The sequence below is a fragment of the Microvirga sp. 3-52 genome (assembly GCF_018383585.1).
In the GTDB taxonomy this organism is placed as follows: domain Bacteria; phylum Pseudomonadota; class Alphaproteobacteria; order Rhizobiales; family Beijerinckiaceae; genus Microvirga.
The window spans coordinates 40,180-66,089 of the sequence record NZ_JAHAMK010000009.1 but is presented as its reverse complement, the minus strand read 5'-3'; the positions used below and the strand labels follow the sequence as shown (position 1 = coordinate 66,089).

The following is a 25,910-nucleotide window of genomic DNA, read 5'->3' as shown; positions in this document are numbered from 1 at the left end:
GTCGCGTGCGGCCCCAGGTGGTGGCCGGCGACTTGCTGTGTTGGCGGATGCGGTCGGTTCAGTCGTGGAAGCGGGAGACGCGGGTCTCGGGACCGATGCGGCCGTCGTCGAGATCCATCTCCACGAAGCGGCGCAGGGCCATGGCGGCGATCACGCCTATCGGGTCGCGCCCGTCGCGGATGACCTGCATGCAGACGGAGAGCGGCATCGGCCCCTGCTCGTCGAGAAGCGTGAGCAGCCGGACGCGGTCGCCGAGCGAGATGCGGTAGTTGGCGTAGCGCAGGAGGTCGCGGGCGTTGCCGAGCCGGAAGCCCCCGTGGAGATCGCACGCGCCGTAGGCCTCGTAGCGATACCCAAGGTCACGGGCGACACCGGACACCCAGTCCGGCGGTGACGACTTCGCGTCCGGTGGGACGGCATCAACAAGGATCGTGCCGGTGGATCGCTCGACAGCGAAGTCCGGCACGTGCATTCCGGTGCCGTAGGCGAGGATCGTAGGCAGGCATGTCCATGACCCCACGTCGGGATCGACGTCGAACAGGCAGGCGAGATCACGGGCGGCCTGGTTCCGGAACAGCGGCAGCCCTCGGCAGCGGACGGTGCCGCGCGGGTGGAAGGAGAGGCAGGATGCGCTCTCGCGGATGTGGGCCAGCAGGTCGGATACATCGTCGGCGACGATGTCGGAGGAGGAGATGATGGGCATGGGTACGCTCGTCCCAGTGCGGACGGCAACGGCCGTCACGTGAACCGATCAAGTGCGGGTTCGGGAGATCAGCGTATCCAGGATATTCGGACCCGGCGCACGGCGACGGTGCGCGGGAGGCGCGATCCGGTCTCGGCATGGTGTGCGATTTCCTGGGTCATGGTCAGAACAAATAGGAAACGATGCCATGCTTGTCAACTGAATATCCGCCGATTTGACGATGGGATCCGCTCCACAGCGTGACCTTGCGTTAGAGCTGTCGTGATTGGCATGCCGATGGGCGCCTTCCAGGGAGGTTCGATGGGTTCCCAGGCATCTCAGCCCGAGATCAGCATTGTCCTTGCTTCCTGCACGACCGTACGCGTCACATGCCCGAGGACGGGTCCCATGATGCGGCTCTGCTGCCAGAACAGCGGGACATCGAGGGGCTGACCTTCCCGCAGCGCCGTCAGCCTCCCGGCGCGCAGGTGAGGGCCCGCCAGCGGTTCCGGGATCATGCCCCAGCCGATCCCGGCCAGCGCCGCATCCACGAAGGCCTGCGACGAGGGCAGCCAGTGGAGCGGGGGGTGGAGGTCGGCGCCGACGGCCATCCGCAACCATTCTGCCTGGAGCCGGTCCTTCCTATCGAAGGTCAGGCATGGGGCATGCGTCGCCGCCGACTCGTTCAACCCATCGGCAAACCACCGGGAGCAGAACGCCGGGCTGGCGGCAGCAACGTAGCGCAACGCACCGAGAGGGTGGCAATCGCATCCCTGGATCGGCGCCCGGTGGGCGGTCACGGCCGCCACGACCTCTCCACGCCGCAGCCAATCCGCGCTGTGATCCTGATCATCCAGCACTAGGTCGAACAAGTAACCTTGTGTCCTTGCCATGGCCGGGATGAACCACGTGGCGAGACTGTCGGCATTGATCGCGATGCGCAGGGTCACGGGCTGGCAGCCGGCCTCACGTCCCGGAAGGCTGCCGCGCAAGGAATCCTCCAGCAACGCCACCTGCTCGACGTGCTGGCACAGGCGTTGGCCGACCTCGGTCGCCATGCACGGCTGCCCTCGGATCACCAGCACGGTGCCGAGGCGCTCCTCCAGCAATTTGATCCTCTGCGAGATTGCCGACGGAGTGACGGAGAGTTGCTGGGCCGCACGCTCGAAGCTTCCGGTCCGAATGACCGCCGAGAGGGCCGAAAGGTGAGCGTAGTCGAACATGGGTTAGAGAACCTAATGTGGATACAGATAGTTTAATTTTCCTTATTGTGCATCACGCCGTAACCAATGTCGATCAACCATCGGCACCGACAGATGCCTGTTGCCATGAAAGGATCATGGCAAAAGCCGGGCCACCGACCTGCCAGGAAACCTCATGCTGGATACAACCCAACTTGCCTTGTTCACCGCAGCAGCCCTCATCCTAGCCATCACGCCTGGGCCCGGTATCTTCTACGTTGCGGCCCGCACGCTCGCGGGCGGTCGGGCCGAAGGGGTGGCTTCCAGCTTCGGGACGGGGCTCGGCGGCATGGCCCATGTCCTCGCCGGCAGCCTGGGGGTCTCAGCCATCGTCCTCGCCAGCGCGGAGCTGTTCACGGTCCTGAAGCTGCTTGGCGCGGCGTACCTGGTCTGGATCGGCTTTCGGACGTTCCAGGTCGCGCGTCGGGATGCACTGGCGGCCTTGGCGGGCGACCAGACGGCACCACCGGTCGGCGCTCGCCGGGCCTTCCAGGAGGGCGTGCTGGTGGAAGCATTAAACCCCAAGACGGCGGCGTTCTTCCTCGCCTTCGTGCCTCAGTTCGTGGACCCGGCTGTCGGCAACGTGGCTCTGCAATTCGCCGTTCTCGGCTTCGTCTCGGTCGCCCTCAATACCTTGGTCGATATCGTGGTGGCCTTCGCGGCGAGCGGCATCCGTGCGGGCGCAACGGCGCGGCCCAACCTGATCCGGCGCCTGCGGGAAGGGTCCGGAGCGGCCATGGTCGCGCTCGGCATCGGTCTCGCCTTCGCGAGCCGGCCATCGAGCTGATCACCGGGCTCGCCCCCGTCTCGGGCGAGGCTTTTACGGGATCGCCCTTTCCATGCCCTTGCAACGGCCTCCGGATTCTTGATATAGCCACCGTGCCTCGGGACGACCCTTGGCCTTCGCATCATCGGGGACGGCCCCACCGTCGCGGCATGACCTGCCGCTCCTGTGGCTTCGATCTTCAGCGGAGGCGTCCCCATGGCCAGTCCCATCGAGCAGTTTGTCGTCAAGACCGTCGTTCCCCTCGGCAACGTGGGAGGGGTCGAAATCGGCCTGACAAACGCGGCCGTCTTCATGATGCTGGCCGTCGTCTTGATCGTGGGCGGGCTGGTCTGGGCCACACGCGAGAAGGCCCTTGTCCCGGGCCGCGCGCAGGCTGTTGCCGAGATGCTGCACGAGTTCATCGCGGGGACTCTCCAGGACGCCGCCGGCCGGGAGGGGATGAAGTTCTTCCCCCTGGTGTTCTCGCTCTTCGTCTTCGTCCTGACCCTCAACCTGCTGGGCATGATCCCCGGAGGCTTTACGGTCACCAGCCAGATCGTCGTCACCTTCGGCCTTGCCTTGCTCGTCATCGGCACCGTGATCGGTTACGGCTTCATGAGGCATGGCTTCCGTTTTCTCGGCTTGTTCGTACCCTCGGGGGTGCCGAAATGGCTTCTCCCGGTCCTTGTGGTCATCGAGATCATCTCGTTCCTGTCCCGGCCCATCAGCCTCAGCCTGCGCCTATTTGCCAACATGCTGGGTGGGCACATCGCCCTGAAGGTGTTCGGCGGCTTCGTCGTGGCGCTCGGGACGGCAGGTGCCGGATACGTCTTGCTGGCGCCGCTCCCGTTGGCGATGACGGTGGCCCTGACGGGTTTCGAGTTCCTGGTGGCCGCGCTCCAGGCCTACGTGTTTGCCGTCCTGACCTGCATCTACCTCAACGATGCCATCCACCCGGGGCACTAAGACTGGATCAATCGGCTCGGGCACCATGGGGACGACCCCATCGGTCATGGGCGAATCCGCCAGGACGGCCTGGCTCGGGACAAGAGAGGTTTTGACAATGGCCTGGGTTTATCTGTTCGTGGCGGGATTGCTGGAGGTCCTGTGGGCCTTCACCATGAAGCAGTCGATGGGGTTCACGAAACTGGTGCCGAGCATCGTGACCATTGTGGCGATGATTGCCAGCTTCGGACTGCTGTCGTTTGCCATGAGGGTGCTTCCGCTGGGCACGGCCTACGTGATCTGGACCGGGATCGGTGCCATCGGGGCTTTCGTGGTCGGCATCGCCGTTCTCGGCGAGCAGGTCACGGCCCTGCGGATCGCAAGCGCCCTCTTCATCCTGGTCGGCTTGATCGGCCTCAAGATTGCGTCGGACCATTAGGTCTGGCGCAGCATTGCCGTTTGCCGCCACTCCAGACGCGGCACTCATGAAGACGTAATCGCAATGACCAGCCAGATTGACACCCCAGCCAACCGCCCGGATGCACCGGCCTCCGAAGGGCCATCGGGACCGTGGCCACTCGTGCGCTGGTTCATCTCGGCTGCAACCTTGAACGTGCCGCAGGCGGCCGGGCCCGTCGCGTTCTCGCTCGTTGCCTTGAGCCTCACGGGCGACACCAGCGGCGGCGCTGCCATGATCCTGGCCATGACGCTTGCCCAAGTGGTCGGGGCCATCCCGATCACCCGGTTCGGCAGGAGTCTGGCTTCGGCGACGTTCCTGAGGCTGTTGATCGCCTTTCGCACCTTGGCCCTGGGGTTGATCGCGCTGTGCGTCGCCTACGAGGCATCGTTCGTGTGGCTCATCCTGATCGCGGCACTTGCCGGAACCGTGAACGGCGCAGCGCATGGGTTTCTGCGCTCCGTGCTCAACCAATTGGCACCTGCTTCACGGTTGCCGCGCGCGCTCGGCATTTCGGCCACGCTCAACGAACTGACCTTCGTGCTGGCTCCGGTTGCAGCGTCAGGCTTGGGTACCATCTCTCCTGTCATTGCCGTCTTGGCACTCACGGTCCTCGGGGCCATTCCAGCCTTCCTGGTTCCACGCACACGCTCGACAGCCATTGTCGGCGTGGAGCATGCCGATGGCTCGGTTCTCAGCCCTTCGATCCTCCTGTGGCTGATGTGTGCCGCCGCCGGCGGGGCCACGGTTGCGGCGATCGAGATCGGCGCGGTCGCCCTGGCGCTGGCCTTCGGGTACGAACCGGCACTGGCGATCCTGTTCACGGTACCGCTGTGCCTGGCCTCGGTGGCCGGAGGGATGTGGGTCAGCGTTCGCAACCGCATGGCAACGCAGCGGACCGTGCTGGCCCAACTGACCGTCATGACGTTGGGTGCCTTCCTTGCCGCGCTCCAATTGTCGATCCTGACAACCGTGATCGGGGCCGTCCTGATAGGCTTCGTTCTGGCACCGCTAGGAACGTACTACTCGCTCATCCTCGATACCCTGGCTCCCCCGCGGAAGCGACCGGAAGTGTTCGCGCTGCTGCGCACCGCAAACGCGCTGGGAGTCATTTTCGCCAGTGCCGTACTGACCGCATTCTCGCTGTCCATTTCGCTTGCCGCTGTCACGTGCACGATGATCACCGTCACTTCAGTGGTCGGAATCGCGTCGATCAGGACACCAGCTCGGCGTCGCAAGGTGTGAGAAGGACATGCACATCGCTCGTAAGCACAAGCGAACAGCGGATTATCGTCGGTCGGGCGAAGCACGTCCAGGATCTCAGTCAATAAGGGAGCACTCGTTTGTCCGTTTTTGCTGCGCCGGGGATGCGCGCGCTCCTCGCCACGGTTGCGCTCGCCTTCACTGGTTTTAGCCTGTTGCTGCCGATTTCCCCGTCATGGGTCATCGCGGGCGGAGCAAGTGAAGTTGCGGCCGGAAGCGTTACCACGACACTCATGTTGTTTACCATTCTCGCGCAACTGTACGTCAACCGCGCGCTCAGGTCGTTCGGATGGACGCCGATCCTGATGGCCGGGGTTCTGTTTCTCTCGGTTCCAGCTCCCTTGCAGGCTCTTTCCCCGAGTCTCGCGATCGTGTCGGTCACAAGCGCCCTTCGCGGCGTTGGGTTTGGAATCATCACGGTGTGTGGGGCAACCGCGCTAACGCTTCTGGTCTCGCCTGCGCATCGCGGTAAAGCCGTAGGCGCATATGGCCTCGCGGCCGCACTGCCACAACTGGCCTTCGCCTCGTCTGCTCCAATGCTCGCGGATTCCTTCGGCTTCCCGATTGTGCTCATTCTCGGGACGGTGCCTGTGTTGGCTCTCATCTGGTTGATTCCGCTGGGTCAGCGACTGACGAAACTTGCATCGGTTGCCGAGAAGGAACCACCGGAGGTGCGGTCACAGTCACTCGGTCGCATGGTCATCGTCATTTGGCCCACGCTCATGGCGCTCGTCATTGTGACCAGTACGGGCGGTGCCCTTCTGACGTTCGCAAACCAGATTGCCCCAAATTCGAAACTGGCAACCCTTGCGCTTCTCCTCCTTACAGGCTTTGCCACGCCTGCCCGATGGGCAGGCGGTGCACTGAGCGATCGTTTCGGCACACACCACATGATCCCAGCCCTCGTCATCGTCACGGCGTTGGCTGCCCTAACATTGAGCGGCTCGCTTCTCATCACCGGTACAGCTTGGAACAATGTGCTTCTGCTTGCCGGGGCAGTGCTGCTTGGGAGTGCATACGGCGGACTTCAAAGTGCGACTCTCGTTCGCGCGTTTCATGACGGCGGGGCAGCCAACGCAGCAAAGGTGTCCGTACTTTGGAACGTTACCTTCGACCTCGGGACCGGCATTGGAGCACTCATCGTAGGCGCCATCGCACAGTCAGCCAGCTTCGCACTTGCACTTGCCTGCTTGGCCATCCTCGGCCTTGCAGGGTTCGCGGCAATACGTGTGCAAGACACGACATCGAGGCTTGACGCCCGATCCTGAGAGTCGTGTTCCGCGAATGATAGCGCCCGCAGAAGGCCAGTTGCGACCACATTCCAAGAGTGTTCAAGGGGGCAACTTGCTTCGAGGAAGTGGGGAGTGAGTCGAGAGCCCCACATGAGGCAGCCAGCGCGCCTTCGCCGCCTAGAGGACACGGGTGGCGATCAAGCAGGAAGCGACGACCAGTACGGCAGCGATCACCAAGGCAAACGGGAGCATGACCCGATAGGCCTCCCGCTCCCGCCCCGGGGTTCCGGCGAGACCGCACACGATCGACATGCGCACCGGCGAGACCATGTTCAGCGACAGGGCCGCCGCGTGCTGCAAGGCGATCACGGCTGCGACGTTCAGGCCTGCCTCCGTCGCAAGACTGACCTGGGAGGCCATGAACAACCCGTTGGCGGCGTTGCCGCTGTTGGCGAGGGAGCCGAACACGGCAGAGATCAAAGGAGTCGCAACGATGGCCCAGCGGTCCAGAGCCGCGAACATCCCGGCGGCCAAGCCCTCGGCGATGCCTGAACCCGACAGGACCTCCGCCATCATCGAGAAGGTGACGATGGTCAGGACCGCGAGGCGGCCTGTCTTCCAGGCCCTCGCGATTTCGGCCGGGAAGGCGGATACGTGTCCGCGCACGAGCCCCGTCAGGACGGCCCCCACGACCAGCCAGGTTCCCGCATGGAAAAGGGGCGACCAAGTCGGCGCGCCGGAAAATGGTCGTGCCCGGCCAGTCGCCTCGAGGAAGTGGGCGAGGGGCGGAAGCAGGCGGGTCAGGACCAGCCAGCCGATCAGCAGCGCGAAGGGCGCCATCCGGCGGACGGCAAGGGAAAGCGTGCGGCGGTCGGGGCGCTCATCGGCCAGGTAGCGCAACACGATCATCGGCCCGTAGGCTGCCAGCATCGCCGTTTCGGGGCCGAGCAGGGCCGTTGCGGCAATCACGGCGGCGAGGCTCGCGCCGAGCCAGGCAGCCTCGCCGATCCGCTCGCCCCAGCCTCCGGTGATGCCCGCCTTGTCGGCCATGCGCCAGTAGAGCGGCAGCCAGAGCACGTTGAAGGCGACGAGGAAGAAGCTCGCATGGACGGCGAGCGTGGTTGGGTCGGTGCGCGCGAATGCGGCGGCGACGATGGCACCACTGCCCATGCCGCCCCACAGGATCATGGTCTGGCTGAGCAGGCTGAACGCCAGGAGGGCGATCGGCGCCACATCCAGTCGCCGGACCAGCATCATCGTTCCGATGATGCCGACGCCGAACCCGGTCGCGGATTCCGCGAAGGGGCCGATCAGGAAGCAGGCCGTGAACAGGAGCCGACGTCTTGCGCGCGCATCGGACAGGTGCGTCTCGACCGGCATGGCGGCGTTGCCGGGCCTAATCGCCATCTGCCAGAACAGCAGGCCGCCGAGGATGTACGGCACCACGATCCAGCCGATCCATGCACCGCGTGCGAGAGAGATCACGGCATCGGGCAGCCGGAAGTCGAAGGGGGCTGTAGTGAGTGCGACGAGCAGTGCGGCGCACAAGCCGACGAGCGAGGCTGCAAGCGTGCCGAGCCGCCCACTGGCGATCGCGGCAATGACCGCGAGCGCAGGGAGTGTCCATAGGATGTAGGTCAATCGGGATCCGTCTCTCGCACGGCATCATCTACCTGGAGACGGAGCCGTCGCATATTGGTTGCGTGACACATCATGAATGGACTGCCGATCACCCTGTGACGTGCGTCGGCAGTCGTGCCAGCGTGTCGACGACTTGGCGCTTCGCCGTAGCGGGAAGGGGCAGGATGGGGCGTGGTGGCTCGGTGCGGCAGATGTCGAGCAGCTCGGCCAACTCGTAGACGACACGCAGGCTGGAGTACTGCCTGAAGAGTGACCACAGTGGCTCAAGCATGCCGTCGAGCCTGCGTGCCTCGGCGGCATCGCCCCGTTGGGCCGCCCTGACAAGCTTCAGGCACACACCTGGCAACAGGCCGCCGAGGACGCTGTACCAGGTGTCGGCTCCGGCGAGCATGGTCTCCACTGCCGTCCAGTCCGCGCTGCACCCGATTGAGAAGCCCTGCGGGACGATCGCGCGCTGACTGGCCAGGTGCTGGGCCGTGTCATCGGTGCCGACGCCGGGATTCTTGATCGCGACGATGCCGGGCACCTGTGCCAGACGGCCGACGAGCTCCGGCGTGAACTTGAAGTGCGTGGTGCCAGGGTTGTCATAGATCACGATCGGCAGGCCGCCCTCGCGCGCGACGGTCGAGAAGTGCTCGAACACCTCGTCGTCGGTGAGCGGCGTGTAGGACGCGGCCGAGAGCAGGCCGGCCGCCGCACCGATGTCCTTGGCGTCCCGGGCGAGCCCGACCGCCTCGTCGGTGCGCAAGGCGCCGATCCCGGCGATGACAGGGATCCGGCCTGAGGATTCGTCCAGCGCGGCCTCGACCGCCCGGCGTCGCTCGCCGCGTGTCAGGTACATGTAGATCCCGGTGCTGCCGAGCAGGCCGATGGAATCGACCTCTGCTGCAATCAGGCGGGTGACCAGCCTGCGCAGCGCAACGGTGTCGACGCGGCCGGCTGCGTCCGTTGGAGTGATCGGAAAGGCGGATAAACCGTTGGGAAGACTCATGATGGGATCTCCGGATTGTTTGACGAGGCGGGGGATGGTTCGACTGGGGATCACGTCGGTCCTGCGTTTCCAGCAAGACCCGGCCAGTAATGGCCGTCGGGAGTGGGGCGCTGGCCGAAGATGGCCTGGCCCACGCGCACGACGGTCGCCCCTTCCTCGATCGCTTCCTCGTAGTCGCCCGACATGCCCATGGACAGCTCCGTCAGCGCAGGGTCGGAACTGACCGCCTCGTCGCGCAGGCGGCGCAAAAGGGCAAAGCATGGCCGCACCCGCGCCATGTCGGAGCTGAACAGTGCGAGCGTCATCAACCCTCGCGGCCTCAACCGCGGGAACCGACCCAGGGTCTCGACGAACGGCAGCAACGCATCCGGGTGCAGGCCGAACTTGCTCTCCTCCCCCGAGGTGTTGACCTGCACGTAGACGTCGAGGAAACGGTCCTCTCGCTCCAGACGCTCGTTGAGGAGATCGGCGAGGCGCAGGCTGTCGAGCGCATGGAACTCACGAGCGAAGCGGGTCAGGTACTTGACCTTGTTCGTCTGGAGATGCCCGATGATGCTCCAGTCGATGGCAAGGTCACCGAGCGCCGCACGCTTCGAGATGGCCTCCTGGATCTTGTTCTCGCCGAAGGATTGTACACCCGCCTTGAAGGCCAGCCGCAGGATGTGAGCCGGGACCGTCTTCGTGACGGGCAGGAGCCGCACGGACGCGCGGTCGCGCCCGGCACGGGCGCAGGCACGCGCGATGCGTTCCTCGACCGATGCCAGATTGGTGCGGAAGGTGGAGAGCGGATCGGATCCGAACCGCTGCACATCTTCTGGAGTCAGCACGGTGTGATCGTCAGTCACGACGCCTCCATGGCTTGGCGCAGGTCCCCGATGATGTCGTCGGCGTCCTCAAGACCGACCGACAGACGGACGAGGTCTTCCCCGACGCCCTCGATCAGATGGGCATCCTCGCGGATCGACTGACGCGCACGGGTCAGGCTGGCGGGATGGCAGATGAGGCTGTCGGCATCGCCGAGGCTGACGGCGCGGGTGATGAGACCGAGCCGATCCATCATCCGGCGAGCCCCCTCAAACCCGGCATGGAGCCCGAAGGCGAGCATGCCCGAGCCGTTCGACATCTGCTTGCGGGCGATGGCGTGGCCGGGGTGGGAGTCGAGGAACGGGTAGCTCACCCAGGCAACCGCCGGATGTGCCTCCAGCATCCGCGCGACGGCCAGCGCCGATGCGCTGTGGCGCTCCATGCGCAGGGTGAGCGTCTTGAGGCCGCGCAGGATCAGGAAGGAGGCAAGAGGCGAGATCGCGGCACCGGTGATGTAGCGCAGGCCTGTCTCGTGCAGCTTGTGAAGGGTCTCGGCGTCTCCGAGCAAGGCGCCGCCTAGGGCATCGCCATGGCCGTTGATGTACTTGGTCAGCGAATGCAGCACGATGTCGGCGCCATGCTCGATGGGCCGCTGCAACGCGGGCGAGGCGAAGGTGCTGTCGACGGCGACCTTCACGCCCCGCGCGTGGGCACGCTCCGCGATCGCAGCGATGTCCAGGATGGCGCTGAGCGGATTCACGGGTGTCTCGAAGTAGACGAGGCGTGTCCTATCCGTCATGGCCACATCGAGATTGTCCGGCTCGGCAAGATCGACGGGGATCACCTTGATGCCGAAGCGCGGCAGGGCCTGCTCGACCATGGCGACCGTGTTCGAGTAGAGCGTCTGGTGCACGATCAACTCGTCGCCTTGCGACAGCAGCGACAGGGTCAGCGCCCCGAAGGCGGCCATGCCCGAGGCGACGACGAGACCGGCCTCTGCGCCCTCGATGTTGGCGAGCCGGCGCTCGAGGATCTCGGTCGTCGGATTGTGCTCGCGTGCGTAGAGCCTGCCGCCAAGCGCGGCTTCCGCCTCGTTCGCCGCCACGCTCTCGAACCCGTAGGTGGAGGTCAGGAAAACCGGTGGCTGGACGGAATTCGAGAACTTGGCTGGGTCGAAGCCGTGATGAATGGTGCGTGTGGCCAATCCAGGTTCCTCACCGTTGCGCGGTGAATTACGGAAGTCTGCTTCGGGTTGCCTGACGTTGCTGCTCATCGACTGTTACGATCCCTCTAGGAATTCTCCTGGAATAACGACATACTGGCCCACGCAGAACGTCCAGTTGGTGATAAACGAAGTGGTCCAGTTGAGAAAGGGCGATGGACTCCCCCGCGGAATGGGAGCGCGCCAGATCTATGAGGCACTGCGGGACCAGATCCTGGCCGGCACCTTCGGCAAGGATGGCCGTCTGCCGTCGTCCCGGAGCCTGGCCCTTGAACTCGGCGTCTCCCGGACGACTGTCACGGTCGCCTATGAGCAACTGCTCACGGAAGGATTCATCGAGGTCCGTCAGGGGGCGCGGCCGCAAGTCGTCCCTGTGGTCGTCGATCAGGGAAGGCGAAAGGCATCCGGCAGGGGGCTGCGCCCCATCCGCCTGTCGTCCTTTGGCGAACGCGTTCGCGCGACGCCTCCATGGCATCGGAGGGAGGGTGACAACCTGATCGCCGACTTCCGTTACGGTGACCTGTCGCCGGGAGACTTCCCGACTGTCGCCTGGAAGCGGGCGATGAGCGCCGCCATGGCACAGCGGCCGGAGCGGCTGAGCTATGGCGATCCCCGGGGATCGCGACGGCTGCGTCTGGCGTTGCAAGGCTACCTGTGGCGATCCCGAACGCTGCATTGCGAACCCGAGCAGATCGTCATCGTCAACGGCTCGCAGCAGGGCCTGGACCTGTGCGCGCGCCTGATCCTCGATCCCGGCGACCGCTTCGTGATCGAGAACCCATGCTATGCCATGGCCCGGCAGATCTTCGCCGGTACGGGTGCCATGCCCGTGCCGGTCACCGTGGATGGAAACGGGCTGCGGACCGACCTGCTGGCCGGGATCGAGGCGCGGATGGCCTATGTCACGCCCTCGCACCAATTCCCGCTCGGCGGAGTGATGTCGGTCACTCGCCGCAACCAATTGATCGAATGGGCGCGGCAGCGCGATGCCCTCGTGATCGAGGACGATTACGACAGCGAGTACCGCTACGACATCAATCCCGTCCCTCCGTTGCACGGACTGGCTGACGGCGGCAACGTGGTCTATCTCGGGACCGTCTCCAAGACGCTCTCGCCGACTCTGCGGATCGGCTATCTGGTCGTCCCACCCGGGTTGCAGGACGCATTCGCGACAGCCAAGCGACTGACCGACCGCCATTCCCCCATGCTCGAGCAGGAGGCTTTGGCACTGCTCATCGAGAGTGGGGCCTACGAGCAGCACGTACGCCGGGCGCGCCGCCTTAACGGCGAACGGCGGCAAACTCTGCTCAACGTGTTGCGCCTGAGATTCGGCGACCGGATCACCGTCGAGGGTGCGGATGCCGGGTTGCACGTCGTCGTGCGGTTCACGGATCTGCCGCGATCCCTCGAGCCCGCCCTCATCGAGAGGGCACGCCTGGCCGGGGTCGGCGTGCATTCCACCTCACCGCTTTATGATCCTGGCGACGGGGGCATCCGCGCCGATCATGTCAGCCTCATCATGGGCTATTCCGCCCTGGACACCCGGCGGATCGAGAGAGGGGTGCATCTCCTGGCGGAGGCCGTCGGGCAGGTGCAGGGACTCGCTTGAATGGGGCGTCGGGATCGTGCCGACGCGCCCGATATTCATGTCCCGGCGGCGGAGACCCGCTGCTTCCGGATCTCACAGCCCGGCATGAGCTGCGACAAGCCTTGGACGAGCATCCCGCCCGCTTCCTCGAGCGCGTCTTCCGGCATGGTCCCCAAGGCCTCGAGGATGAACCACATCCGGCCCGTCGTGGACTCCAGCCGTGTGCGCGTGCCCTGGCGCCAGTTCCATCGTCTGCATGTGACGCCGAGATCGTCCCGCCAGATGACCTCTCCCGGTGACGGGTTCTCCACGACGGGTTCTCCGTTCATGACCGTGTCGAAGAGTTCCGTCCCATCAGCGACGGTGAGCTGCGGTCTGCCGACGTACGCATCGTAGTTCTCCCCGCCGACGGGAAGGGCGTAGCGGAGGCTGACGGCATTGTAGAGATCGACGACGGGGTTGATCGCGGGGATCCGGCCGTCCTTGATGACGCGCTTTCTCAAGGCCTGGGCAGAGCATGGCGTCCGGCTGGGCTTCGCCCCGAAGCGCTGGTACGCTTCCGACCAACTGGCCAGATGGGCGTCGGCCCAAGATGGTCCGCCCGCCGAGACGAAGTCGCAGGCAGTTGCCAGGAGGTTGGGGTCGAGGCTTCCTTCCTTGGCCCCCGTGGCATCGACGTGAATGCTCAGGGCATGGAAGTCAGGGGCAATCGCCCCGATCGGTTCGGCGATGATCGGAGTCTCGAACATTCCACTCGATTCCATTGACGGTTTCAGGTTGAACTATCGACCACGGTCGGGGCGGTCAACTTACCGCTCCCTGGCGCGGGTGGATCCATCCGATGGAAATGGGTTTCGTCGCCAATCAGTATCTTGGCCAGTCCATCGATCTCCTGCACCACGCGATCGATCTGGCGGTACTCCGGTCCGCCGATCGGGATGTCCGCCAACGTACGCGTGAGGAGATGGCGGGTCGGACGCAAGGAGTCGAGCAGTTTGTCTGCAATCTCCTTTGTCATGAGGCGCCGGGACCGTCTCGAGTGGCCGTGTCGCATTGGAGTGGACCTCGAAGTTCCTCGTGTCGGACAGGATAGGGCGTCGATATCGTATCGCCTCTCAATGGCTGGAGCCGGATCGGCGAGGGGTGACGCCGAACCGCCCGCGGACGTAACCGAACGACAGCGATGCGGCCAGGCGTTCGATCCGCTGCTCCTGGATGAGGTTCTCGGCGAGCAGGGCCTTGATGGCCGTCCTCGGATCGCCGCCACAGGCTTCGATCAAGGCCGTGACGTCCGCCTCCATCTCGTCCGTGTCGCATACAGGCTGGATCTGGTCAGTCATCGTCACCTCCCTCGAGAGCAGCGACGTTACTGATTCAGGATCCGGACCGCCAGGAGAATGTTCTTGCTTTGTTCGTGGTCTGTGGAATGCGGGGAAAGCCCGCCGGATCGCAGAACCATGTCCATGCACCCGACGTTCATATGGCCCGGCTCACCCCATCATCGCCATGAGATCCGGCTCCCTCTCGCGTTCCGGCTCCATCCCGGCGAGTTCAGCAAAACCATCCAAGTACCGTTCCCAGCCGTCGGCCCCGAACAGCTCCTCGATGCCGAACTCGACCAGACGGTTCTGGCGCGTAAACAGGAGACCGAGGCGTTCCACCGCGACCGGGTCGAGGGCGTCGCCCTTCGGCAGGACGCCGCCGAGCTAGGCCTGGGCCGCCTTGGCGACCAGGAGGCGCAGGGACTCCCTTGTGAACGTGGGCTCCACCGCGGTCGTGACGTCGATGAGCGTTCCGTCGATGATCAGGTTTGCCCCCGACGTGCCGAGGGCGCCCGCCTTGGGAAGGGTCGGGTGCAGGATCGCGAGCGAACGGGGTCTCAGCGATCCATCGGCATCGAGGTTCTCCCAGATGGCCAGCAGCTCCGCGTTGATTGCCGGGCTGATCCGCACGGAATCGAACTTCGGATGGCCCACGGTCTGGGTCTGGTGCTGGAGTTCGAGACGGGCCATCGCCTGGCAGGCGTGCAGGATGCGCCCGTGCGGGACGTCTCCTCCGTCCGCGAACTCCTTGAAGGTCGCCCTGGCCTCGTTGACGAGGTCGCACCACTCCCTCAGGTACGGCTTGCACCTCGGGACGTTGAAGGCCTGCCGGACGCGCGCCTCGGCCGGGAGCATCCCGGCGCGGACCTCCACGGCCGCCTCGTTCGCCATACGGCGCACGAGGCAGCGGACGAGGTACTCAGCCGCCTTGAACACGATCCCAGGCTTCCTGCCGGAGGAGGAGACGAGCAGGGGCGCCCCGATATACCCCGTCGGCACACGGCGGATAGTATGCTCGAACAGCTCCTTCATGGGAGCGGTGTCGGAGAACGGCGTGGTTCGCATGGCCCGGACCTCCGTGGGTGCAACACGGAGGAGGGTGCGGGCAGGGGGAGCAAGGCACTAGCGGGCTGGCAGCGGTCGCGCGCGTTCTCACTTGCCCGGGGAACTGTCCAGAATCGTCTCCAATCCTTGCAAGTGGGGACATTCCTGGACAGAGATCCTCCCATTGGATTGGGCCGTACAGGCGAATTCCAGGCCGTCTGCGGCCGGGTCGATAATCAAGGCCGTCAGGCGCCCGGTCGCGTAGGCCCCCGTGTCGAGGGCAATGCGGCTGCCCACGACCTCCGGGAGCTTGCTGTCGGTGATGCTGTGCCCATGCACGACCGTGTGCGACAGCGGCCCCGGGTAATCGAGGAAGCCCTTCCGGATCGTGAGGCAGTCCTTCCGGTTCTGGGCGTCGACGGGCTTCCCAGAATCGATGCCGGCGTGGACAAAGGCGAAGGAGCCGTCGGTATCGATCAGGGACGCGGATCGGAGCAGGTCCAGATGGTCGGCGAAGTCGATCCTGACAGTCATGCGCGCGTCGTCGAAGTCGCCGAGCGGATCGTAGCTTTCCAGCGTGGCCCTGCCGCCGTTGCGCAACCACAGGGCAAGGATTCGCTCGTCGGGAACGTCCTCCGTCACGATATGCAGGAAATAGTCGTCATGGTTGCCGAGCAGTAGGCGCGACGATGGCCAGCGCTTCAGGGTCCTGGCGACCAGCTCCATGGCGCCCCGGCTGTCGGGCCCGCGGTCGACGATGTCGCCCAGGAAGATGACGCGCGGCTCCTGCCCGCGCCGCTCGGCGTCCGAGGCGATGAAGGCGAGCATGGATCGCAGGAGATCGGATCGGCCGTGGACGTCGCCGATGGCGTAGGTGAGGCGGGAGATGGGCAGGGAATGGATCCTTGGCTGGGCGAGAGCCAGTCGGTGACGCTTAATGGGTGGAAGGCAAGTTCTGACCGAAGAGGGCAGGAAAACCAGCACCCATCTCGCTGGGTGCATTCCGATTGCGATCTTTGGCTAGTTGCGCTGCCGCCACGCCTCGAAGCTCTCACGAGCGACATCCGTCAGCATGCTGGCGAAAACTTCCTTGTCTCCTGCATACAGGCAATGCCGGATCACTGTGTACGGATTGAGGGTTTCTCCCTCGTTTGTCCGCTCGAATTCAGCTTGGTACCGCTTCACCTCCGAGATAGTCCCGCGGAGGTAAAAGTTGAACTTACCCCGCGTAATGTCCGGCTTGAGATCGACGATCTCCTTTGTGAAACCATCCACCTTATGCGCTTCAAACTCATGGTTCGGGAAGAAGTGCCCAGCGATTCTAAGGAAGCTGAAGGCATTGAGCGGAGCATGGCGCCGCGGCGGGATTTCTCTTGCCTCATGCAATTCGGCGCCGACCGCTTCCGACTCTTGGTCGATCTGATCGTAGTCGGAATTCTCACGATCGATCTCTTCGCTTGTGGAATCGCGAATCGCGCGAAACTCACGGTCAGCCAGTTCGAACAAGGCCGCCAGTGTATTGATGCGGCGCTTCAATCCGTTCGGGATCGATTTCTTGTACTTGATCTTGTGGTCGAGAATGCTCCACGAATCCTGCACCACGGTTCTGATCTGCAACTCAAAGGGATGGTCGGCATAGATCGCATACTCTTTCAGTGCCTTGCGTCCCCCACTCAGCCGCAGGTCGAGATGCAAGCCTTTGTAGCCAAACGATCCTTCTGTATTCTCAATCTGCGAGATTTTGTCGGTCACGGACATCACCTCGAACTCCTGCGAGATTAGTTCCCGGACACGTTCAACGTCATCCTCGTATAGGCACACGATCCGGAGACCTATCAGGTCCGTGATATGTTCGCGGATGGTATAAGGAGCCTTCTCATCCTCGAGACGCTTCCTGTACTTGCGGTTGAACTTACCAAGGCACTCTTCTCGGTCCTTTACGCGCCCCTCGACCTTTGACACCGAAATGACGCTCTCAGATGACAGCAGTGAGCTAATCAACGTGATGAAAGATTTTCTTGCCCCGTCGATGATTGCCCGGTTGGACTCGTAGTATTCACGGAACGCGTTCTTCTCGGTTTCATAGTCCAGAGACGCCACTGACTTTCCCCACGTCCGCTCGATCAGGCCGGCGACCATAGCGAGAAGCCAACGCAATTCAACCGGGCACTTCGATCAGGGGAGGAGTTTTGCATCCAGGTTCGATGTCGTGCCGACCGTGCAGCAGCAGCGCCGCGCCGGACTCGATTAAGGATTCGAGTTCCGACGCGGCGCTTCATTACACCGATGCCCGTTCTGGAGGAAAGTATTCCGGAGGCAGTAGCTTCAGTGCGGATTCGGCGTCGGCTCAAGCTTTTCGAGCAACTCGGCAGATGCTTGCCGCTCCTTCCACTTCCGGAAGATTGCCAAGACCGACTTATCGGTGATCCCGTACCTATCCGGCCTGCTCTCGTCTAGGATCCGCCGGACCTTGCCCGGGACGTCACGGTGCCAGAACTTTGGGTGGCTTGGGCTCGTGGTTCGTCCGATTTCCTGGTAGTCACCATTCCCTGCCCACTTCAGGCCCTTGGCCCCGAGCAAGGATCCGATCTGGCTGGGATGGAACCCGAGCTGTTCCCCTATCTGCTTCGCGGTATGTACATAGATCAGGGCCGCCTCTGCCGAGACTGTCGGCAGGTCGGCAGATGCATCGGAGGCGGCGACCCGGGCAAATGCCTCCTCTTGCTTTCCGGTGCGGAGGCCGTGCATCTCGCCGACTAGGCGTTCGATGCCGGTCGTGAGCCGCTTGATCTGCTCCATCTGGTCCTGATTGTGCGCCCTGAGGATCTCGTTCTGCTCACGGAAGTGATCGGCAATCGTGAGTTCCACGTGGCGGAGCATCTCCTCCTGCTTGGAGCGGGGCTCCTTCCGCTTGGGCAGGTGGATGAGCTGGGCGGACGGCTTGTCGGAGTCCTCCGTCGGCTTGTCGGTCATGCGGCCTGTCCCCTCGCCACCACTTGCCTCCGGGCATCGCGGACGGTCTCGAAGGCTTCCTCCGCGACCCTCTCCGCGAACCGCTGCATCTCGGCACTCGGCGCCGTTCCGACCTTCGACATCACCATCGTGCGCATGAGCCGCTTCGCATCCTGTTCGAACCGTTCGATCGCGGCTTCGGCCTCTTCATTGATGACACCTGCCTGACGCATCAGTTGCCGGGTCAGTTCGGGATCCTCGGCGAGCAGGCGGATGAGCTTGTCTGCCGGCTTGTTCTGCGGAACCTTGCCGCGCTCCCAACGGGTCCAAGTCTTCGGCCCGGTCGAGAGCATCTGCTCCATGTCCGTCTGCTTCAGGCTGTACTTGGTCCGAATCCGAAGGAGTTCATCCGCCGAGAGAAGGCCATCCATCTGGCGGATGGCCGCCGCGACGGCGAGTTCGTGCTCCGAGATCTGGCTGCCGCGGTAACTGACGTTGCCACAGGCCGTGCAGACCATCCGGCCGTCCTGGATCGTCGCGGACTTGCCGTCGTGCTCGACGACGTACGGCTCGATCCTTTCCTCAACCGCTACCTCTTCGCAGGCTATGCATCGATCAAGGGTCATGCCGTACGTCCTTCTTGAATGAGGTGATCACCAGACGTTCCGTCCCATGCCGGTCCGCCGAGACCAGCAGCTTCAGGAACATGCGGCACCCGCAGACATCGACCCAGATCGAGTAATAATCTGAGGTGGTGCCAGGGTAGTGCTTGCGAGTGGTCTGGCTATCGAAGCAGTGGACATCACCAATCTCGCTGATGATGATCTCCCGCAGATCGTCCGAATCCAGTCCACGTCGACGTAGCTCCTCGAAAACAGGCGCGAAGAACTCGCAACTGTCCTCGTCGGCGGCCAACTGCCTTACGAGCGCCAGCGCGTTTATAGGCTTCATTGGTTCTCCAATAGGTAGCACGGTGCTACCTCAGTTTCAAGGTGTGAGAGATCTAGGGCGAGCATCGGCCTCGGGATCGCACATGGCGACCAGCCCGGGCACAACTCCGAAGGGCGTCCTGCGGCATCTTCCGAACGCAAACGAATGGCCATCTCCGATGGACGCTACTCAGGAGACTGGCCGGGCGAAAAGTACCGAACAGGCGAGGGAGCTAGGCTCGAGACCCCGGCTGTCGGTCCGCTGCGCAAGGCGGCGAACCGTTATGTCAACAATTTGATCCGTCGGGGAAAAGCCGCTCTGGGCAGGGGGAAGATCCCGCCCGGACCGTACCGCCGCAGGGGTGCGGCGGTACTTTGGCTTCTTTTGAGGCGCGGTTAGCGAGATTATCGCCAACCTATGCGAGCGTCCTCAGCCGGCCATCAAGTCGGCATACTCAGCTGCACCCGGTTGTTGATCCGCACGTATCGCACTTCAAACAAGTTCCATTGCGGACCAGCGTGAAGTTGGCGCATTCGGGGCAGGCTTCGCCCACATAGCCCTTCATCTTGGCCTCGGCGCGCCGGTCGGCGACCGACGGTGCAGAGAAGGCGAGCTTGGACATCTCGGCTTCACCGACCTTCTCCTCCACCGGAGCGGCGGTCGTGGCGAGTTCGCCCTTGAGGGCGTTCGCGCCGACGGTCAGACCGGGCGAGCGCTGAACACTGCCTCCGGCGCTGCCGCCGCCACCCGGAATGAGCATCAGGCGGTCGACGGAGCCGCGGGTGAAGCCGCGGGACACGATGGCCGTGGCCGGCGCGGGCTCCGGCGCCTTCGACTGGGCCTCGCCCGACCCGATGGTGGTGGGGCCGGCCTCCGAGGGATCCACGTGGGCGAGGTCGTTGCGTGCCAGATAGGACACGGCGAGCTCGCGGAACACGTAGTCGAGGATCGAGGTCGCGGACTTGATGCGCTCGTTGCCCTGGACGAAGCCCGCCGGCTCGAAGCGCGTGAAGGTGAAGGCCTCCACGTATTCCTCCAGCGGCACGCCGTATTGCAGGCCGAGCGAGATCGCGATGGCGAAGTTGTTCATCATGGCCCGGAAGGCGGCGCCTTCCTTGTGCATGTCGATGAAGATCTCGCCGAGGCGTCCGTCGTCGTACTCGCCCGTGCGCAGGTACACCTTGTGGCCGCCGACGACGGCCTTCTGGGTGTAGCCCTTGCGGCGGTCGGGCATCTTCTCGCGGTCGCGCAGGGCCACCACGCGCTCGACGATCTTCTCGACGATCTTCTCCGACACGTGCGCAGCCTTGGCGGCCGCCGGCATGGCGGCCAGCGCTTCCACCGCGTCCTCCGAATCCTCCTCCTCGTCGGCGATGAGAGCGGAGTTGAGCGGCTGCGAGAGCTTGGAGCCGTCGCGGTAGAGGGCGTTCGCCTTGAGCGCCAGCTTCCAGGACAGCATGTAGGCGTTCTTGCAATCCTCGACGGTGGCGTCGTTGGGCATGTTGATGGTCTTGGAGATCGCGCCCGAGATGAAGGGCTGCGACGCCGCCATCATGCGGATGTGGCTCTCGACCGAGAGATAGCGCTTGCCGATCTTGCCGCACGGGTTGGCGCAATCGAACACGGCGTAATGCTCGGTCTTCAGGAAGGGGGCTCCCTCGAGAGTCATCGCGCCGCAGATGTGGATGTTCGCGGCCTCGATGTCGGCCTTCGAGAAACCGAGGAACGAGAGCAGGTCGAAGGACGGATCGTTGAGCCTGTCCGCCGGCACCTTCAGCGTGCCGGTGAGGAAGTCCTCGCCGAGCGTCCAGCGGTTGAAGACGAACTTGATGTCGAAGGCCGATTTCAGGCCCTTCTCCACCGCGTCGATCTTCTCGTCCGTGAAGCCTTTCGCGCGCAGCGAGCCCGGGTTGATGGCGGGAGCTTGGCGCATGGAGCCGTGGCCGACCGCATAGGCCTCGATCTCGGCGATCTCATGCTCGCGGTAGCCGAGCGCGCGCAGCGCGTCGGGCACGGCCCGGTTGATGATCTTGAAGTAGCCGCCGCCGGCGAGCTTCTTGAACTTCACGAGCGCGAAGTCGGGCTCGATGCCGGTGGTGTCGCAATCCATCACGAGGCCGATCGTGCCGGTGGGGGCGATCACGGTGGCCTGCGCGTTGCGGTAGCCGTTCTTCTCGCCGAGCTCGAGCGCCTTGTCCCAGGCGGACTTCGCATGGGCGACCAGGTCCTGGTCCGGGCAGGAGGCATGATCGAGCGGGACCGGGTTGACGGCGAGGCCCTCGTAGCCGGCCGCCTCGCCATGGGCCGCGCGGCGATGGTTGCGGATCACGCGCAGCATGTGCTTCGCGTTGGCCTTGTAGTTCGGGAAAGGCCCGAGCTCGCCCGCCATCTCGGCCGAGGTGGCATAGGACACGCCGGTCATGATCGCCGTGAGCGCGCCGCCCAGCGCACGGCCCGCGTCGCTGTCGTAGGGCAGGCCCATGGTCATGAGCAGGCCGCCGATATTCGCGAAGCCGAGGCCGAGCGTGCGGTACTCGTAGGAAAGCTGCGCGATCTCCTTCGACGGGAACTGCGCCATCATCACCGAGATCTCGAGCACCACCGTCCAGAGGCGGCAGGCATGCTCGAAGGACTCGGCGTCGAACTTGTGGTTCTGCCGGTCGAAGAACTGCAGCAGGTTCGCCGAGGCGAGATTGCACGCCGTGTCGTCCAGGAACATGTATTCCGAGCACGGGTTCGACGCCCGGATGCGGCCGCCGGCAGGGCTGGTGTGCCAGTCGTTCATGGTGGTGTTGAAGTGCAGGCCCGGATCGGCGGACGCCCAGGCGGCATGGCCGATCTGCTCCCACAGGTCGCGCGCCTTCAGGGTCTTCACGACCTTGCCGTCCTTGCGCGCCGTGAGGTGCCAGTCGGCATCGTTCTCGACGGCCCGGAGGAAGTCGTCGGTGAGCGAGACGGAGTTGTTGGAGTTTTGCCCTGAGACCGTTAGGTAGGCGTCGGAGTCCCAGTCGGTGTCATAGATCGGGAAGTCGATGTCGGTGTAGCCCTGGCGCGCGAACTGGATGACGCGCTTGATGTAGTTGTCCGGGATCATGACCCGGCGGGCCAGCTTGATCTCCTTCTTCAGCGCCGGGTTCTTCTCCGGATCGAAGCAGGCATCACCCTCGGCCTCGCAGTTCACGCAGGCCTTCATGATGGCCTTGAGGTGCTTGTTGCCGAGCTTGGAGCCGGTGACGAGCGCCGCGACCTTCTGCTCCTCCTTCACCTTCCAGTCGATGTAGCTCTCGATGTCCGGGTGATCGACGTCGACCACGACCATCTTGGCCGCGCGCCGCGTGGTGCCACCCGACTTGATCGCGCCGGCGGCCCGGTCGCCGATCTTGAGGAAGCTCATGAGGCCCGACGAGCGGCCGCCGCCGGAGAGCTTCTCGCCTTCGCCGCGGAGCTTCGAGAAGTTGGAGCCGGTGCCGGAGCCGTACTTGAACAGGCGCGCCTCGCGGACCCACAGGTCCATGATGCCGCCCTCGTTCACCAGGTCGTCCTCGACGCCCTGGATGAAGCAGGCATGCGGCTGCGGGTGCTCGTAGGCGGACTTGGACTTGGTCAGCTTGCCGGTCTTGTAATCCACATAGAAGTGGCCCTGGCCGGGACCGTCGATGCCGTAGGCCCAGTGCAGGCCGGTGTTGAACCATTGCGGGGAGTTCGGCGCCACCATCTGGTTGGCGAGCATGAAGCGCAGCTCGTCATAGAACGCCTGGGCGTCCTCCTCGGAGGAGAAATAGCCGCCCTTCCAGCCCCAATAGGTCCAGCAGCCGGCAAGGCGATCGAAGACCTGCTTGGAGGAAATCTCGGAGCCGAAGCGCTGATCCTCGGGCAGGGATGCGAGGGCGGCTTCGTCGGGCACGGAGCGCCACAGCCAGGAGGGAACGTCGTTCTCCTCCAGCTTCTTCAGCCGGGCGGGGACGCCCGCTTTGCGGAAGTACTTCTGGGCCAGCACGTCGGACGCCACCTGGCTCCAGGTCTCCGGCACCTCGATGTTCTCGAGCCTGAAGACGACCGAGCCATCCGGGTTGCGGATCTCGCTCGTGGCGAGCCGGAAGGCGAGGGAGGAATAGGGACCTTGTCCCGGTACTGTATAGCGCCTCTTAATCCGCATGACTCAGTTCCTTAATTTAGGGACAAACCATCCCTTGTCGCGACTACGCTGCGACGCCCCCAACCCATTTTTTTGACACTTTGGCGTCTCGCTTTGACGAAACGCTTTACAAGATACCAACCACGATCATCCCAAGCGGCATCATTCGCACGGCAATCCCTCGCTGCGTGACACACGACGCTCCTCGCCATTTTGGGGATGCTGAACCGACCTTTTCGGGTCGGCTGCTTGCCTCGTTTTTGGCCCCCCGGAAGCTATTCGCGCTACAGGCCTCGCGTCAAGACACATCAACAACTTGTGCCGCCTGATGATGTTCCGTCTAGATATAGTGGGAAGATGTTAATACTGTGGAAAAATGGCTAAGCCTCAGAGACTCCTTTGAGAATCCATTTCCAAATTTTCAATAGGCAAATTTGGTCGGCTACTAAGCATCCAAAAAATCACGCTGATAGTTTCCAGATGTTGTGCCGGCGCATCAATCGAACCGGCTTTATGGAGGTAGCGGCTAGCACTACCTTAATCGCTGAAATGGCCTGAATGCGCGAAATTTGTCTTCGGCCGTGAGGGAAGGCGCCTGACTTAGAATCAGCAGCCCCTTCAAGCGACACAGCAGGCAGTTTTTGGTCGACGATGGAGACCGCCAACAAGGACATCAGAGTTCTATCGTTCATTCGAAATTGAGAACAACGCCTGGGGATATGCTGAGACGAATGTCTAGCAGGCTCAGTCCTTCGCAGAGCCGAAGCCGAAAGGCCGTTCAGTGACAAACTGACAAGGAGCCTAAGATTCGCTTCATCAGGACGTCGTGGCAGTCAGCGTGCGACTGTAGGCACAGATAACGGCTAACCCGACAAGAAGTGGCGAGGCCCCCAAAAAGGAAAGTGACTTGTCCACAGATATTGCCCTTCATCACAACATATAGTAGGAACAAAATTTGCAGACACAAGTTATTGATTATTGAGTGGCAAAAGAATCCGCCCGGCACCCGCTTTTTCAGTTCCATACGAGTTCCCGAGCGCGTGAAAACGCTGCTCAAATGCATCAAAGGAAGATGTGAGCCGCGTGAAAGTGGCCGAGGCCAGCCAACCCTCAAATCGGGGGGGCTGCCTAGGCGGGAGAGGTCGATGTCTAAGGATTTTAGAGTCAAGGGGCGCACTAACCGCGAAGTTCAAGCAATAGCTAACAAGCTGAAGCGCTACTTCGGCGTCAATGCCTCGCGTCCCGTCAATATAATTCGTTGCTTGCAATCAGGAGTGATTGAAACTGAGCAGGGAAAGAAGCGTCTCATCTTCAAGACCCTGCCTGATGAACAGATGGGCGATGATGATGGCCGCACAGAATTTCAGCCGGGCGTAGTCATTATCTCGATTAAGGAGTCAGTTTATAAAAACGCAAATTGGGGTGATGGTCGCTCTAGGATGACCCTCGCGCACGAGTTGGCTCATGCCGTCATGCATGAGGGGGCAACCAAATTCAGGGCTACTGGAGCGCAGGGCACAATTGATCTCGTGCGGGTAAATGCTTTTGAATCTGCTGAGCACCAAGCGAAGGTGTTTGCCGCTGCATTTCTGATCCACGACGAAATGGCCACCGAACTAGAGACGGCTGACGCCATTTCCGAAGAATTTGTGGTCAGCCTTGAGGCTGCCAAGATCGCCTTTGAACGCCTGACCAGACAGGTGGAACGGGCGAAGTCAGTAGAGCGCATCCAGCGACTCAGCGATCAGTTTCGCGCTGACGCTTGCGAAAAAAAGCAAGAATTGCATTATTCTGATGAACCATGCACCACCTGCGGAGAGAAGAAGCTGATCCCAATTGGCATCAAGTTCCTCTGCCAAAGCTGCAACAGCATCGGAGATCAGTTCCAGGACGGTGATAGGCACGGCTCTTAGTGGCGCAAGGTAGCAGGTTCTCGCGACTCGGAAGGCTGGACTTCGCTCCCTCTTGCCGCCATATTCCGCCCAAACTTACGAACCCCTCCGGCAGCAGCAGCGATGAAACAGTTTTGGACTCAGTTCTTTACCTGGTGGAACGGACAGACCATCGGCACGCGGTTCTTCACGTGGCGCAAGGGGCAGTTCGTGGGAGAGGACGAGTTCGGCAACCGCTACTACCGCTATACCCAGGCTGAGGCGATCGACTCCAATGTGGGCGCCGAGCGCCGCTGGGTGGTCTATAACGGCTATGCCGACGCTTCGAAGGTGCCGCCCGGCTGGCGGGCGTGGCTCTGCCATAACGGCGATGTCCCTCCGAGCGAGGAGACCTACAAGCCGCACCCTTGGGAGAAGCCCTATGTGCCCAACATGACCGGTACAACCGAGGCCTATCGTCCGCAGGGCTCGAGCCTTTCGGCCGGGCGGCGACCGGCCGCGACCGGCGACTACGTGCCGTGGACCCCGGGGGAGTGAGGCTCCGAAGAGCCTCGCCTCGACAAGCTTCATGCTGAAACGAACTCAGGCCCGGACCTGCCTTGAGTGCGGCCTTGCCTATGGCCATCCCGAGTTCAGCTATCATGCCGGCCGGATCGAGAACGGACCGGCGTATTGGTCGGATCGCGGGTTCCTGTGCTCCCATGCCTGCTCCACGGCACATTTCGAGCGACGCGACAGGGAGGGAGATCCGATGACGGAGCCGGCGCCCAACCCCTTGGCGCAGGATTGGTCCTGAGCGGGGC

Annotated in this window: 26 protein-coding genes; 9 read left to right on the top strand and 17 right to left on the bottom strand. The window is 63.4% G+C overall.

Annotated elements, in window-relative coordinates:
• Nucleotides 1–58: 58 nt before the first annotated feature.
• Together KHP60_RS09610 and KHP60_RS09605 are read right to left on the bottom strand one after the other, a co-directional pair.
• On the bottom strand, nucleotides 59–703 hold the full coding sequence (locus KHP60_RS09610; RefSeq protein WP_213563677.1) for a hypothetical protein: 645 nt from the start codon (nucleotides 701–703) through the stop codon (nucleotides 59–61).
• A gap of 317 nt (nucleotides 704–1,020) precedes the next feature.
• Nucleotides 1,021–1,905 (bottom strand): LysR family transcriptional regulator ArgP, encoded by an 885-nt coding sequence (locus tag KHP60_RS09605; protein ID WP_213563676.1) that lies wholly within the window; start codon nucleotides 1,903–1,905, stop codon nucleotides 1,021–1,023.
• Nucleotides 1,906–2,059: 154 nt separating this feature from the next.
• Between KHP60_RS09605 and KHP60_RS09600 the strand changes: the two genes are divergently transcribed.
• From KHP60_RS09600 to KHP60_RS09580, 5 genes are all read left to right on the top strand, one after another.
• Nucleotides 2,060–2,710 (top strand): LysE family translocator, encoded by a 651-nt coding sequence (locus KHP60_RS09600; RefSeq protein ID WP_213563675.1) that lies wholly within the window; start codon nucleotides 2,060–2,062, stop codon nucleotides 2,708–2,710.
• A 195-nt stretch (nucleotides 2,711–2,905) separates the two neighbouring features.
• Nucleotides 2,906–3,655: a F0F1 ATP synthase subunit A gene (locus tag KHP60_RS09595; RefSeq protein ID WP_213563674.1), complete on the top strand. Its 750-nt coding sequence runs from the start codon at nucleotides 2,906–2,908 to the stop codon at nucleotides 3,653–3,655.
• Between the two features lie 97 nt (nucleotides 3,656–3,752).
• Nucleotides 3,753–4,073 carry a multidrug efflux SMR transporter gene (locus KHP60_RS09590; protein ID WP_213563673.1) on the top strand — a complete coding sequence of 107 codons (321 nt, stop codon included), beginning with the start codon at nucleotides 3,753–3,755 and terminating at the stop codon, nucleotides 4,071–4,073.
• A 63-nt stretch (nucleotides 4,074–4,136) separates the two neighbouring features.
• Nucleotides 4,137–5,336 (top strand): MFS transporter, encoded by a 1,200-nt coding sequence (locus KHP60_RS09585; RefSeq protein ID WP_213563672.1) that lies wholly within the window; start codon nucleotides 4,137–4,139, stop codon nucleotides 5,334–5,336.
• A 98-nt stretch (nucleotides 5,337–5,434) separates the two neighbouring features.
• Nucleotides 5,435–6,622 carry an MFS transporter gene (locus KHP60_RS09580; protein ID WP_213563671.1) on the top strand — a complete coding sequence of 396 codons (1,188 nt, stop codon included), beginning with the start codon at nucleotides 5,435–5,437 and terminating at the stop codon, nucleotides 6,620–6,622.
• A gap of 141 nt (nucleotides 6,623–6,763) precedes the next feature.
• Here the strand turns inward: KHP60_RS09580 and KHP60_RS09575 are convergent, their stop codons facing one another.
• The 4 genes from KHP60_RS09575 to KHP60_RS09560 all read right to left on the bottom strand — a co-directional run bounded on the left by KHP60_RS09575 (nucleotide 6,764) and on the right by KHP60_RS09560 (nucleotide 11,295).
• Nucleotides 6,764–8,227: an L-lactate permease gene (locus KHP60_RS09575; RefSeq protein WP_213563670.1), complete on the bottom strand. Its 1,464-nt coding sequence runs from the start codon at nucleotides 8,225–8,227 to the stop codon at nucleotides 6,764–6,766.
• Between the two features lie 88 nt (nucleotides 8,228–8,315).
• A complete protein-coding gene (locus tag KHP60_RS09570; protein ID WP_213563669.1) occupies nucleotides 8,316–9,218 on the bottom strand; it encodes a dihydrodipicolinate synthase family protein in 903 nt (300 codons plus the stop codon).
• Nucleotides 9,219–9,268: 50 nt separating this feature from the next.
• On the bottom strand, nucleotides 9,269–10,063 hold the full coding sequence (locus KHP60_RS09565; protein ID WP_213563668.1) for a YggS family pyridoxal phosphate-dependent enzyme: 795 nt from the start codon (nucleotides 10,061–10,063) through the stop codon (nucleotides 9,269–9,271).
• A complete protein-coding gene (locus KHP60_RS09560) occupies nucleotides 10,060–11,295 on the bottom strand; it encodes a PLP-dependent aspartate aminotransferase family protein (protein WP_213563667.1) in 1,236 nt (411 codons plus the stop codon). Before KHP60_RS09560 ends, KHP60_RS09565 begins: the two co-directional genes overlap by 4 nt.
• A gap of 121 nt (nucleotides 11,296–11,416) precedes the next feature.
• Here KHP60_RS09560 and KHP60_RS09555 point away from each other — a divergent pair, with 121 nt between their 5' ends.
• Nucleotides 11,417–12,853 carry a PLP-dependent aminotransferase family protein gene (locus tag KHP60_RS09555; protein WP_213563728.1) on the top strand — a complete coding sequence of 479 codons (1,437 nt, stop codon included), beginning with the start codon at nucleotides 11,417–11,419 and terminating at the stop codon, nucleotides 12,851–12,853.
• 35 nt (nucleotides 12,854–12,888) lie between these two features.
• On the opposite strand, the gene KHP60_RS09550 is transcribed toward KHP60_RS09555, so the two are convergent.
• From KHP60_RS09550 to KHP60_RS09500, 11 genes are all read right to left on the bottom strand, one after another.
• Nucleotides 12,889–13,581 (bottom strand): B3/4 domain-containing protein, encoded by a 693-nt coding sequence (locus tag KHP60_RS09550; RefSeq protein WP_213563666.1) that lies wholly within the window; start codon nucleotides 13,579–13,581, stop codon nucleotides 12,889–12,891.
• A 23-nt stretch (nucleotides 13,582–13,604) separates the two neighbouring features.
• Nucleotides 13,605–13,850: a hypothetical protein gene (locus KHP60_RS09545; RefSeq protein ID WP_213563665.1), complete on the bottom strand. Its 246-nt coding sequence runs from the start codon at nucleotides 13,848–13,850 to the stop codon at nucleotides 13,605–13,607.
• 97 nt (nucleotides 13,851–13,947) lie between these two features.
• Entirely contained in the window at nucleotides 13,948–14,172 is a 225-nt protein-coding gene (locus KHP60_RS09540) for a hypothetical protein (protein WP_249688661.1), read from the bottom strand.
• A 150-nt stretch (nucleotides 14,173–14,322) separates the two neighbouring features.
• Nucleotides 14,323–14,493 carry a hypothetical protein gene (locus KHP60_RS09535; protein WP_213563664.1) on the bottom strand — a complete coding sequence of 57 codons (171 nt, stop codon included), beginning with the start codon at nucleotides 14,491–14,493 and terminating at the stop codon, nucleotides 14,323–14,325.
• 45 nt (nucleotides 14,494–14,538) lie between these two features.
• Complete coding sequence (locus KHP60_RS09530; protein WP_213563663.1) at nucleotides 14,539–15,219, bottom strand: hypothetical protein; 681 nt, start codon at nucleotides 15,217–15,219, stop codon at nucleotides 14,539–14,541.
• An 87-nt stretch (nucleotides 15,220–15,306) separates the two neighbouring features.
• Nucleotides 15,307–16,200: a metallophosphoesterase gene (locus KHP60_RS09525; RefSeq protein ID WP_213563662.1), complete on the bottom strand. Its 894-nt coding sequence runs from the start codon at nucleotides 16,198–16,200 to the stop codon at nucleotides 15,307–15,309.
• A gap of 18 nt (nucleotides 16,201–16,218) precedes the next feature.
• Entirely contained in the window at nucleotides 16,219–17,337 is a 1,119-nt protein-coding gene (locus KHP60_RS09520) for a GTP pyrophosphokinase family protein (protein ID WP_249688660.1), read from the bottom strand.
• Nucleotides 17,338–17,523: 186 nt separating this feature from the next.
• On the bottom strand, nucleotides 17,524–18,078 hold the full coding sequence (locus tag KHP60_RS09515; protein ID WP_213563661.1) for a hypothetical protein: 555 nt from the start codon (nucleotides 18,076–18,078) through the stop codon (nucleotides 17,524–17,526).
• 89 nt (nucleotides 18,079–18,167) lie between these two features.
• Complete coding sequence (locus tag KHP60_RS09510; RefSeq protein ID WP_213563660.1) at nucleotides 18,168–18,776, bottom strand: type II TA system antitoxin MqsA family protein; 609 nt, start codon at nucleotides 18,774–18,776, stop codon at nucleotides 18,168–18,170.
• On the bottom strand, nucleotides 18,766–19,101 hold the full coding sequence (locus KHP60_RS09505; RefSeq protein ID WP_213563659.1) for a hypothetical protein: 336 nt from the start codon (nucleotides 19,099–19,101) through the stop codon (nucleotides 18,766–18,768). Before KHP60_RS09505 ends, KHP60_RS09510 begins: the two co-directional genes overlap by 11 nt.
• 433 nt (nucleotides 19,102–19,534) lie before the next feature.
• Nucleotides 19,535–23,236 carry a vitamin B12-dependent ribonucleotide reductase gene (locus tag KHP60_RS09500; protein ID WP_213563658.1) on the bottom strand — a complete coding sequence of 1,234 codons (3,702 nt, stop codon included), beginning with the start codon at nucleotides 23,234–23,236 and terminating at the stop codon, nucleotides 19,535–19,537.
• 1,124 nt (nucleotides 23,237–24,360) lie between these two features.
• Between KHP60_RS09500 and KHP60_RS09495 the strand changes: the two genes are divergently transcribed.
• The 3 genes from KHP60_RS09495 to KHP60_RS09485 all read left to right on the top strand — a co-directional run bounded on the left by KHP60_RS09495 (nucleotide 24,361) and on the right by KHP60_RS09485 (nucleotide 25,903).
• Nucleotides 24,361–25,128, top strand: a complete 768-nt coding sequence (locus KHP60_RS09495) for an ImmA/IrrE family metallo-endopeptidase (RefSeq protein ID WP_213563657.1) — start codon at nucleotides 24,361–24,363, stop codon at nucleotides 25,126–25,128.
• A 102-nt stretch (nucleotides 25,129–25,230) separates the two neighbouring features.
• Nucleotides 25,231–25,644, top strand: coding sequence for an NADH:ubiquinone oxidoreductase subunit NDUFA12 (locus tag KHP60_RS09490; RefSeq protein ID WP_213563656.1), 414 nt, complete (start codon nucleotides 25,231–25,233; stop codon nucleotides 25,642–25,644).
• A 31-nt stretch (nucleotides 25,645–25,675) separates the two neighbouring features.
• A complete protein-coding gene (locus tag KHP60_RS09485) occupies nucleotides 25,676–25,903 on the top strand; it encodes a hypothetical protein (protein ID WP_213563655.1) in 228 nt (75 codons plus the stop codon).
• Nucleotides 25,904–25,910: the final 7 nt, after the last annotated feature.

Bases quoted from the DNA above. Each gene is read 5' to 3' on its own strand.
- KHP60_RS09600 (WP_213563675.1), top strand. From the start codon at position 2,060: ATGCTGGATACAACCCAACTTGCCTTGTTCACCGCAGCAGCCCTCATC.
- KHP60_RS09570 (WP_213563669.1), bottom strand. From the start codon at position 9,218: ATGAGTCTTCCCAACGGTTTATCCGCCTTTCCGATCACTCCAACGGAC.
- KHP60_RS09605 (WP_213563676.1), bottom strand. From the start codon at position 1,905: ATGTTCGACTACGCTCACCTTTCGGCCCTCTCGGCGGTCATTCGGACC.
- KHP60_RS09495 (WP_213563657.1), top strand. From the start codon at position 24,361: ATGTCTAAGGATTTTAGAGTCAAGGGGCGCACTAACCGCGAAGTTCAA.
- KHP60_RS09545 (WP_213563665.1), bottom strand. From the start codon at position 13,850: ATGACAAAGGAGATTGCAGACAAACTGCTCGACTCCTTGCGTCCGACC.
- KHP60_RS09540 (WP_249688661.1), bottom strand. From the start codon at position 14,172: ATGACTGACCAGATCCAGCCTGTATGCGACACGGACGAGATGGAGGCG.
- KHP60_RS09520 (WP_249688660.1), bottom strand. From the start codon at position 17,337: ATGGTCGCCGGCCTGATCGAGCGGACGTGGGGAAAGTCAGTGGCGTCT.
- KHP60_RS09485 (WP_213563655.1), top strand. From the start codon at position 25,676: ATGCTGAAACGAACTCAGGCCCGGACCTGCCTTGAGTGCGGCCTTGCC.
- KHP60_RS09490 (WP_213563656.1), top strand. From the start codon at position 25,231: ATGAAACAGTTTTGGACTCAGTTCTTTACCTGGTGGAACGGACAGACC.
- KHP60_RS09595 (WP_213563674.1), top strand. From the start codon at position 2,906: ATGGCCAGTCCCATCGAGCAGTTTGTCGTCAAGACCGTCGTTCCCCTC.
- KHP60_RS09530 (WP_213563663.1), bottom strand. From the start codon at position 15,219: ATGCGAACCACGCCGTTCTCCGACACCGCTCCCATGAAGGAGCTGTTC.
- KHP60_RS09560 (WP_213563667.1), bottom strand. From the start codon at position 11,295: ATGAGCAGCAACGTCAGGCAACCCGAAGCAGACTTCCGTAATTCACCG.
- KHP60_RS09525 (WP_213563662.1), bottom strand. From the start codon at position 16,200: ATGCACCCAGCGAGATGGGTGCTGGTTTTCCTGCCCTCTTCGGTCAGA.
- KHP60_RS09610 (WP_213563677.1), bottom strand. From the start codon at position 703: ATGCCCATCATCTCCTCCTCCGACATCGTCGCCGACGATGTATCCGAC.
- KHP60_RS09505 (WP_213563659.1), bottom strand. From the start codon at position 19,101: ATGAAGCCTATAAACGCGCTGGCGCTCGTAAGGCAGTTGGCCGCCGAC.
- KHP60_RS09585 (WP_213563672.1), top strand. From the start codon at position 4,137: ATGACCAGCCAGATTGACACCCCAGCCAACCGCCCGGATGCACCGGCC.
- KHP60_RS09500 (WP_213563658.1), bottom strand. From the start codon at position 23,236: ATGCGGATTAAGAGGCGCTATACAGTACCGGGACAAGGTCCCTATTCC.
- KHP60_RS09550 (WP_213563666.1), bottom strand. From the start codon at position 13,581: ATGTTCGAGACTCCGATCATCGCCGAACCGATCGGGGCGATTGCCCCT.
- KHP60_RS09590 (WP_213563673.1), top strand. From the start codon at position 3,753: ATGGCCTGGGTTTATCTGTTCGTGGCGGGATTGCTGGAGGTCCTGTGG.
- KHP60_RS09510 (WP_213563660.1), bottom strand. From the start codon at position 18,776: ATGACCCTTGATCGATGCATAGCCTGCGAAGAGGTAGCGGTTGAGGAA.
- KHP60_RS09555 (WP_213563728.1), top strand. From the start codon at position 11,417: ATGGGAGCGCGCCAGATCTATGAGGCACTGCGGGACCAGATCCTGGCC.
- KHP60_RS09515 (WP_213563661.1), bottom strand. From the start codon at position 18,078: ATGCTCCGCCACGTGGAACTCACGATTGCCGATCACTTCCGTGAGCAG.